An 8,084-nucleotide genomic window follows, 5' to 3' on the forward strand; every position below is an offset into this window, starting at 1 on the left:
GGTAATGGCGTCGAGCATGATGTCCTGTTTCTCATGCCAACCGACGCAGCGAAGACTGAGGTTCTGGGCATAGGCCAAAAACAGAGCTCCAGAACTCCATTTTCAGGTTAGTCTCTCGTCCGAAGTCACAAACCACCGGCAATCCTGCCGTCACGCCCTGCTGGAGGGGTGATCAATGGCACAATCATTGCTCAGCCGCACCGCATCGGTGACATCTTCGCATTAGGGCCATAGCCGGCCTCATGCGCTGCAGCAAACAGCCTCTCTATTCGATCACCTCGTCGGCACGGGCGAGCAGCGAGGTCGGAACGGCGATCCCCAGCGCCTTGGCGGTCTTGAGATTGATCACTAGCTCGAATTTGGTCGGCTGCTCGACGGGCAGGTCAGACGGTTTCGTTCCCTTGAGAATCTTACCTACGTAAATCGCGGCGCGCCGATTCAAATCGGGAAGACTTGGTCCGTAGGACATGAGGCCGCCAGCCTCGACAAAGTTCCTGCTGAAGAAGACCGCTGGCAGTCGATGCTCTGCCGCAAGGTCAGCGAGGCGTCGTCGCTCAAGTGAGAACAGAGGTGTTGGCCATACGACCAAAGCACCGCGCGCCCGTCTTGGACATATCCGAGAAGACCCCGTCGAAGTCCTCCCACCCCCGCGCCTCAAAAACCTGAAGCTTCACGCCGAGCGCCCGCGCCGAGACATCGGCCATTTTCAGTCTGAGCTCTCTGACGCGGTCAGGCATGGTATCTGGTTTGAATAGAAGGGCGACCTGACTGGCCCCCGGCACGGCTTCCTTAATCAACTCCAGGAACTTGCCGATAAGGTCGGGAAGAGCGATAGAAAACCCGGTGACGTTACCGCCAGGCCGCGCCAAGCTGGCGACGAGGCCCTCTTCTACCGGATCGCCAACAGCAGTGAAGACGATAGGGATCGTCGCCGTCGCCCGCTTGGCGGCTTTGGCGGCGAGTGTGCCTCCAGTGGTCAAGATGACATGGACCTTGAGCATAACTAGCTCAGCCGCGAGAGCGGGGAACCGTTCGGGGTTACCCTCCGCCCAGCGGTAATCGATCGTCACGTTCTGGCCCTCGGCGTAACCGGCTTCGCTTAGTCCCTGACGGAATGCGGCCAGAGGCACCTCCGAGTCGGACGAGCCAATACCGAGATAGCAGATCACTGGCATAGCCGGCTGTTGCGCGCGTACACAGAGCGGCCTCGCAATCGTTGCACCCCCAAGCAACACGACAAACTCCCGCCGCCTCATGGCTTCGTCCTCGCGCTGAAGGGCGCACCTTAGCACGTCGCGGATCGATTTCGCTGTGCTTCGCATCGCACCAAAATCGGTTCGCCGATGAATCGGCGAGCCGCGACTTCGCCGAAGGGCCAACAGGCGACATCATTCGATCACCTCGTCGGAGTGGAGCATCGGCAGGATTTCCATCTCCAGCGCCTTGGCGGTCCTGAGATTTATGGCAAGATTGAGCAACAAAAAGCTCGCCCAAGAACAAACGGAGGGAAGAGCCATGAAGGCGGGCCAAGCACTGCTTGTTGAGGATACCTTTCAACTCGACGACACCTTCACCCTGACGCCGACCCCCGGCCATTCACCGGGGCGCTGGCTGGGTGTGGATGCCAACTGCGGCCCTCGTTAATGGTATGCGCACTTTCGATACGGTCGAGAGGAGCGGCTCGGTTCTTGGTAATAAACATGCGAAAATCGCTTCGTCGTAACACTTGACAGAAAAAACCCGCCTCCGAGTCAATGGAAAGAACGGAGGGATATGCGTTAATGAAACTTCGCCCGGCTGACTTTTGAAATGCGTCCGGAGGCGGGGCCGAATGGCTCAAGTATTCCAATACCAAATGACGTTCGGCGGTCCGTAAGCCCGACCGCCCGTCCACATCAGACCTAGGAGGAATGATGTGCTGAAAACATAGCATACGACCGTCCTCGCCGGGGAGACGAAATGCAGATTCACAACTGTCGTATTCCGGGACTGGTTTTGGTCGTTAGGGCAATCGCCAGCGCTCGTCGGACTGAGGCCAAGCGATCCCAAGCTGGGCGAAGGCAGGACGCTGCGGTCGTAACACTTCGAGCGATCATGCCGGCCGATTGCCGCTTGGGCTCCTCGAGCCAATAGCTTTCATACCAAGAGCGATCGACTTGAAAGAAACGCATCGCGAGGTCGTGGTCTCCGGGAGAGCGATGCGAACGACGAGTTGGCATGGCACTCTCCTTGCGTTTATCGGACGCCTCGGGGGTCGCTACCTCGGTTCGAGGCGACATAGTCGATCTCGCCACGCGAAGTACCGATGTCCATCAGTTCCCTGTCACTTAGATCGGACAGAGCGGCGCGTAGCCTCTCGCATTCGCGCCCTTCTTGAAACGCTTCCCAATATCTTTCCAAAAAGCTGACGACGCGCGGTCCAGGGGCCAGCCGTCTGTCCCACCCTAATGCTCTATAGGTCGTGCTCATTGCGCAATCTCCGGAGTCCCAACTCGGCCGGCAGACACATCATTGCCGCCGCCTTGTTTGCGGGTGCAGTCCTAAAGATAGGTTGTGATGGCAACGGAGCAGATGACCACCGAAGCCACTACAGCAGCACGCGTCGCCGTCGCCTTATCGCTCTGACAAGCCGACTGTGGTCAGCTTCACGGCCGTTGCCTTCGCCGTCACGCTGGGCCGTGGCGTCAGAACGGCGATCTGATGCGGAGACGCCGGCATCCCGCCGTACATCAGCGTTGGGGTCGCCGACTGTTCCTTAACATCTTGCGCTCCCATAACTGCGACCTGATGTCGCGTGATCGGAAAGCCTTTCAATTCAAAGCTTGGAAGCTCTACGGCCCCTGCCTGGGAGCCGACTACCATAATTGCCGCAACAGCGGCCACCAAGAAGACTTTCTTCATGGCAAACCTCCTCCTCAAATCAAACAGAAAATCGCACCACAATTCCAAATGACATAAATCAATTCGCCGGCGCGTAATGTGAGCCGGTACCTCCACCGGTCCAGGTTAGGGGCCCATTTTAAGTCCAAGTGTGACTGAGGTTACCAGTGCAAAGTACTATGCGTCGACTTGCTCCGTTCGTTACTCTTGCCTTCCGGTAAGCCGATTGAGACATGATGGTCGTCGCCGCGGTGAGGCGAGGCTACACCCGGGAACCGCACCGGGCGTTGAGTTTTGCCAATGTATGAAAAAAAATCTGGGCGGTGGGATCGGACCATCGTATGCCACATCGCACGAGGAAGCCGGGAGTGGGCTACTCGCCCTTGATGTCGCGCACAAGCTTCTCTAGACGGCTGATGTCGGTGACCCGCAGGTTACGTCCCTCGCGACGCAACAGACCGATCGAAGTGAGACGGCTTACCTCCCGAGAAACTGCTTCTCTATGAGTGCTGACACGGTTGGCGATGTCGGAAAGCGATGGGGCCGGCGACAACAACGGTTGCGCTCCGTCTCTATCAGCCTCAGCCGCAAGACGGAGCAATTCCGCCTGAATTCGGTTTTGCACAACAAGCGTGCTGAACTCGAACACGCGTTGCGACAATCTTCTCAGTTCAGCCGCGATGTGGCGCAGCGTTGCCATTGCGACGCTTGGCTCTTTGAGCAGCAGATTTTCAAACTGACTAGAGGTTAGGGTCGCGACGGTGGCTGCCTCCAGTGCCTCGATCGATGCTGATCGTGGACTCCCGTCGATGGCAGAAATCTCACCAAAAATGTCGCCCGTCCTAAGGTCCCTAAGGATGATGGCTTTCCCACGTGCCGAGTGGATGATTGCGCGAACCCTGCCGGAGACAAGAAAGAATACATTGTTCGAAGGATCGCGATACCCGAGTATTTCTTCGCCGCGCTTGTAGGTATGCCATCTGGACGACTTGGCGAGCTCCTCCAAAGATACCTGCGATAAGCCAGCCAGAATCTGAACGCGCTTTAGAAACTCCAACTGCTGACCCGGGTGCATGGGGCTCTCTGCCTCGGACGGGACTCAATTCACCGACGGGAATCTGGACCCCAACCGTCCCGCGTTGCGAGCACTGCTTCCAAAAGCAGAACAATCGAGGCAACACTCCGGCTCTTCTTGCCGACAAATCGTCATATTACGCCGTGGCTATCGCAACTGCGAGACGATAGCACTGACCAAAGCCAAATAACACCGACCAGAGCAACGTCCGAATGCGGCCGGGGCCCATAAGGCTCTGGTTGAGAAAATGTCTTTCCCGTCGCCCCGCACCGAATCCTCCGAGTCGTGCCGGTTTGAGATCTGAGCATGTGCAGCACAGTGCGAGCGCTGAAGTCGGTCCCTACTCAACCGTCGGCGAGAGCAGGTGGTAGCCACGTGCATTGGCGCGCCGCCAATGTTATCGTCGGCCGGGCGATGCCTGCACGGGAGGATCGTCAATGACCGCGGCCACCGCCGCACCGGTATCCGATCTCGAGCAACGCATTCAGCTGCGCCGGGCGGTCATCGCCAGCACGGTCGGCACGACAATCGAATATTACGATTTCATGCTGTACGGCCAGATGGCCGCGATCATCTTCGCGAAACTGTATTTTCCGTTATCCGAGCCGCTCACCGGGACGCTACAGGCGTTCGCTACTTTCGCGGTCGGCTTTGTTGCCCGCCCGATCGGCGCGGCGATCTTCGGCCATTACGGCGATCGCGTCGGCCGCAAGGCGGCGCTGATCGCGACCCTATTGCTAACTGGCGCGTCGACGTTCCTAGTCGGCTGCGTCCCGACCTATGAGCAGATCGGCGTCTGGGGCGCGGTCTTGCTGATTGTCCTGCGGTTTATTCAGGGCATCGGCGTCGGCGGTGAATGGGGCGGCTCGGTGCTGTTGTCGATGGAGTGGGCGCGCTCCAACCGGAATCACGGACTCATCGCAGCCTGGCCGCAATTCGGCGGGCCGGCCGGGTTCTTCCTGGCGACGCTGGCGATCCTGGCGTTCAGCCACATATCGGGAGAAGAATTCCTGAACTGGGGTTGGCGCGTCCCGTTTTGGCTGAGCATTGTCATGTTCGCTATCGGCTTGTGGATCCGTCTCGGCATCCTCGAGACGCCGATCTTCCAAAGGGTGATCGCCGAGGAGCGGGTGGCGCGCGCGCCCGTCGTCGAGGTTTTCAAACGGCAGTCGAGAGAGATAGTCCTCATCGCCCTCGTGCGCATGGGCGAGATGGCGCCGATCTTCGTCTACATCGCCTTCATTTTCCCCTACGGCACACAGGTCCTTCACCTGTCGCGCGACTTCATTCTGATCGTGCTGCTGATTGGATCGTTCATATCGTTCTTTACGATCCCGTCAGCCGGGTATCTGTCTGATCGGCTCGGGCGCAAGCGGGTCTATGTGTTCGGTGCAGCCGCTACCGGGCTTTTCGCGTTTCCCTATTTCGCGATGCTCAATAGCGCCAAGCCCGGACTGGTGATCCTGGCGACCATCGTCGCAATCTTTTTCCACGATTTGATGTGGGGGCCTCTAGCGGCGCTGGCTGCCGAAGTGTTCATGCCGCGCCTGCGCTACAGCGGTTCCTCGATCGGCTTTCAACTAGCCGCAGTGGTCGCCGGCGGGCCGGCGCCGATGATCGCGACGGCGCTCTTGGCCGCCACCGGCTCGGGCTATGTCATCGCGCTCTACATCTTCGGCTGCGCGATCGTCAGCATTGTCAGCACAGCGCTCCTGCCGGACGTCAAGGATTGTGATTTCGCGCGCGATCACTTTTGACCCGATAGGTGGGTCCCAGCGGAGACCTGGATTCATCGTGATCCACCAAAGAAGCGGTTGAGTCATGGTCCCTATTCCGAAGGGCGGACCCGCGGCCCCGGGGTCGCAGCTTCCTCGGTTATTATTGCGCCGACACCAGCACGACGAGTAGGTAACGCCCAACAAGCCCAGCGATTTCAAGCTGCGCGCCGGCTTACCCACCGGGCCGCATATCCCTGTGTTGTGCAAGAAACTCGACGCATCGACGTCGCAGATGGGTCAACAGCGCTGATTTGACCAGCGCTGGGGCGCTTCCGCTTTACCCCGATCCCGGACATCTCGCTGCAACGCCCTAATGGAAGCGATGGGCCAATTCCAGACGAAAAAAACCTATCGCTCATCACCTTCAAACGGTGGCCGCCTCGTCCTTTTTTGTCGGCGCAAGGAAGCGTTTGACCGGTCGAAGGGCGTCAATGGCCGGAATACTTTCGCAGGCTTGGACGTTTGAGCACCAAGGATATGGTAAAGCCGCGAGCCATTGCATGATCGGCTCTAGCGTTTGGGCGGGAAGCACACACATAGCTTCGATGTCGATGGCGAGCTTTTTCACACGCCTATGATCGTCGGAGCCGAAATGCCAATTATAGTGTCCGCATCCTACACGAACAGCGCCCCCCTGCTTTGCCGACATCCCGACCAGCCAATCGCAACGGAAGTGCGGCAGGTAATCTGAACTTGGACGCGACAGGCAAAACGTCCGCACATTCTCGTACTGGTCGCCGAAGTTTGTGACCAGAACCTTGGTAATTTCCTCCAATCCCTTTGCCGAGCCAGGAAACGAGATGGCGTCAGTCTTTACGACCATTTCGAGTTCGCAGTCTTCCGCGAAAGCGTCCTTCATCAATTGCGGACGGTTGCTATCTTTCGCCAAGATGTACGTGCTAATCGCCTCGGCAGCATCGATGGCCGTGGATCGGTTCATCCTATTGCCCTCTATACGTTCAGGCCGCTAACCAAGACTATTCAAGCGGACAGAGGGACCTCGCACAAGGCCCGTGGGGGTGCGCTCAGGGTCAAAAGCTGCCCGCGGCGGCCAGCATGCCCTTGGTCGGGTCATCTCTCGGAAGCAGACATCGCCGCCCTTTTGGCTGAGGTCAGCCACGTGCCAATTTCGGGCTCATGCGCTGCAGCAGAAAAGATCGTCACTCGATCACCTCGTCGACACGCAACAAAAGCGATGTAGGAATCGACAGACCCAGAGCGAGCACGGTTCGCATGTTGAGCACCGTTTCGAATTTTGTTGGCCGCTCGATCGGCAATTCAGCCGGATTGGCGCCACGCAGGACTTTGCCAGCTACGACACCGCTCAACCGAAGCAGGCTGAGCAGATTCGGCCCGTAAGCCAACAACCCTCCGGCTCGCGCGAAATCCGAAAAAAGCGTAATGGCTGGAAAGCGGTGGCGCAGAGCAAGCTCGGCCAGCATCGGCAAGCTGTCGGCTACCAGCGGAGATGACAACATCACCATGGCACCGGAGCCGTGTTGGTTCGCCCTTGAAAAGGCCGCATCAAAATCCGATGGTCGCCGTACCTCTGTAATATCCAGTTGGACGTTCAGCTTTCCTCCCGCCTTCTCGACCGCCTCGACCTGTACGGGTCCAGTGGCGGGGTCCCATAGCACCGCAGCGCGCGAGAGCTTTGGATTGCACTCGACCAGCATCTCCATCCACTTCGCCGTGAAGTCTGGAAAGTCGAGGAACACGCCCGTGACGTTGCCGCCGGGACGCGCGAGCGTGGCGACCATACCACTGGCAACCGGGTCACTTTCCAAGTCGATAGCGACAATTGGAATAGTGCGCGTGGCCGAGCGGGCCGCGTGCACGACCTGAGGCGCAGCCGCTATGATCACGTTCACATGTTTCCCGATAACGTCCTTTACCAGAGGAGCGACCCGATCCGGGTCGCCTTCCGCAAATCGGGCCACAATCTCGACTTGTGCGGCAGCGGCGTAGCCAGAAGCCTGAAGGCCGGTCAGGATCGACCCCATGCGAGGGGCCATCGCCGCTTTGGGCCCCGAATAGACAAAACCGACTCTTGGGACTTCCACCGGCTGCTGCGCGCGCGCCGCGAGCGGCCATGCTACCGCGCCGCCGAGCAATGTGATGAACTCGCGCCGCTTCCTGTCGAACATAGTCTCCTCATACAGGCGCCCAACCGTCTGCCTGACGATAGCACATCAGCCACGGCGGCGGACTGCTGCGCTGCGGGATTTCGACCCAGCCTAGGTCAGCTCAGGGTCAAAGTGCTGAGAACTCAGGTTGAGCAAATCTGGTCCGCTCTGCTGCCATGAACGGACCTCCGTCTGACGCGGCGCAACTTAGGAGATGGGCCAAGA

At 58.9% G+C, this 8,084-nt stretch carries 8 protein-coding genes; 1 reads left to right on the forward strand and 7 read right to left on the reverse strand.

Going from position 1 to position 8,084, the window contains the following annotated elements:
- Window positions 1-265: 265 nt before the first annotated feature.
- The 5 genes from XH80_RS07460 to XH80_RS07480 form a co-directional block, all read right to left on the reverse strand.
- The gene (locus tag XH80_RS07460; RefSeq protein ID WP_333968669.1) at window positions 266-658 is read right to left on the reverse strand and encodes an ABC transporter substrate binding protein; all 393 of its coding nucleotides are present in this window, start codon (window positions 656-658) and stop codon (window positions 266-268) included.
- A complete protein-coding gene (locus XH80_RS07465) occupies window positions 555-1,169 on the reverse strand; it encodes an ABC transporter substrate-binding protein (protein ID WP_271598020.1) in 615 nt (204 codons plus the stop codon). Before XH80_RS07465 ends, XH80_RS07460 begins: the two co-directional genes overlap by 104 nt.
- A gap of 1,066 nt (window positions 1,170-2,235) precedes the next feature.
- On the reverse strand, window positions 2,236-2,469 hold the full coding sequence (locus XH80_RS07470; protein WP_271598021.1) for a DUF1127 domain-containing protein: 234 nt from the start codon (window positions 2,467-2,469) through the stop codon (window positions 2,236-2,238).
- Between the two features lie 144 nt (window positions 2,470-2,613).
- The gene (locus XH80_RS07475; RefSeq protein WP_271598022.1) at window positions 2,614-2,901 is read right to left on the reverse strand and encodes a hypothetical protein; all 288 of its coding nucleotides are present in this window, start codon (window positions 2,899-2,901) and stop codon (window positions 2,614-2,616) included.
- A gap of 352 nt (window positions 2,902-3,253) precedes the next feature.
- On the reverse strand, window positions 3,254-3,955 hold the full coding sequence (locus tag XH80_RS07480) for a Crp/Fnr family transcriptional regulator (RefSeq protein WP_271598023.1): 702 nt from the start codon (window positions 3,953-3,955) through the stop codon (window positions 3,254-3,256).
- 437 nt (window positions 3,956-4,392) lie between these two features.
- Here XH80_RS07480 and XH80_RS07485 point away from each other — a divergent pair, with 437 nt between their 5' ends.
- The gene (locus XH80_RS07485; RefSeq protein WP_271598024.1) at window positions 4,393-5,712 is read left to right on the forward strand and encodes an MFS transporter; all 1,320 of its coding nucleotides are present in this window, start codon (window positions 4,393-4,395) and stop codon (window positions 5,710-5,712) included.
- A gap of 385 nt (window positions 5,713-6,097) precedes the next feature.
- Here XH80_RS07485 and XH80_RS07490 read toward each other — a convergent pair whose 3' ends face one another.
- Together XH80_RS07490 and XH80_RS07495 are read right to left on the reverse strand one after the other, a co-directional pair.
- Window positions 6,098-6,673 carry a hypothetical protein gene (locus XH80_RS07490; protein ID WP_271598025.1) on the reverse strand — a complete coding sequence of 192 codons (576 nt, stop codon included), beginning with the start codon at window positions 6,671-6,673 and terminating at the stop codon, window positions 6,098-6,100.
- 220 nt (window positions 6,674-6,893) lie between these two features.
- The gene (locus XH80_RS07495; protein ID WP_271598026.1) at window positions 6,894-7,880 is read right to left on the reverse strand and encodes an ABC transporter substrate-binding protein; all 987 of its coding nucleotides are present in this window, start codon (window positions 7,878-7,880) and stop codon (window positions 6,894-6,896) included.
- Between the last annotated feature and the right edge of the window lie 204 nt (window positions 7,881-8,084).

It is taken from the genome of Bradyrhizobium sp. CCBAU 45384 (assembly GCF_028128665.1).
Taxonomy (GTDB): domain Bacteria; phylum Pseudomonadota; class Alphaproteobacteria; order Rhizobiales; family Xanthobacteraceae; genus Bradyrhizobium; species Bradyrhizobium manausense.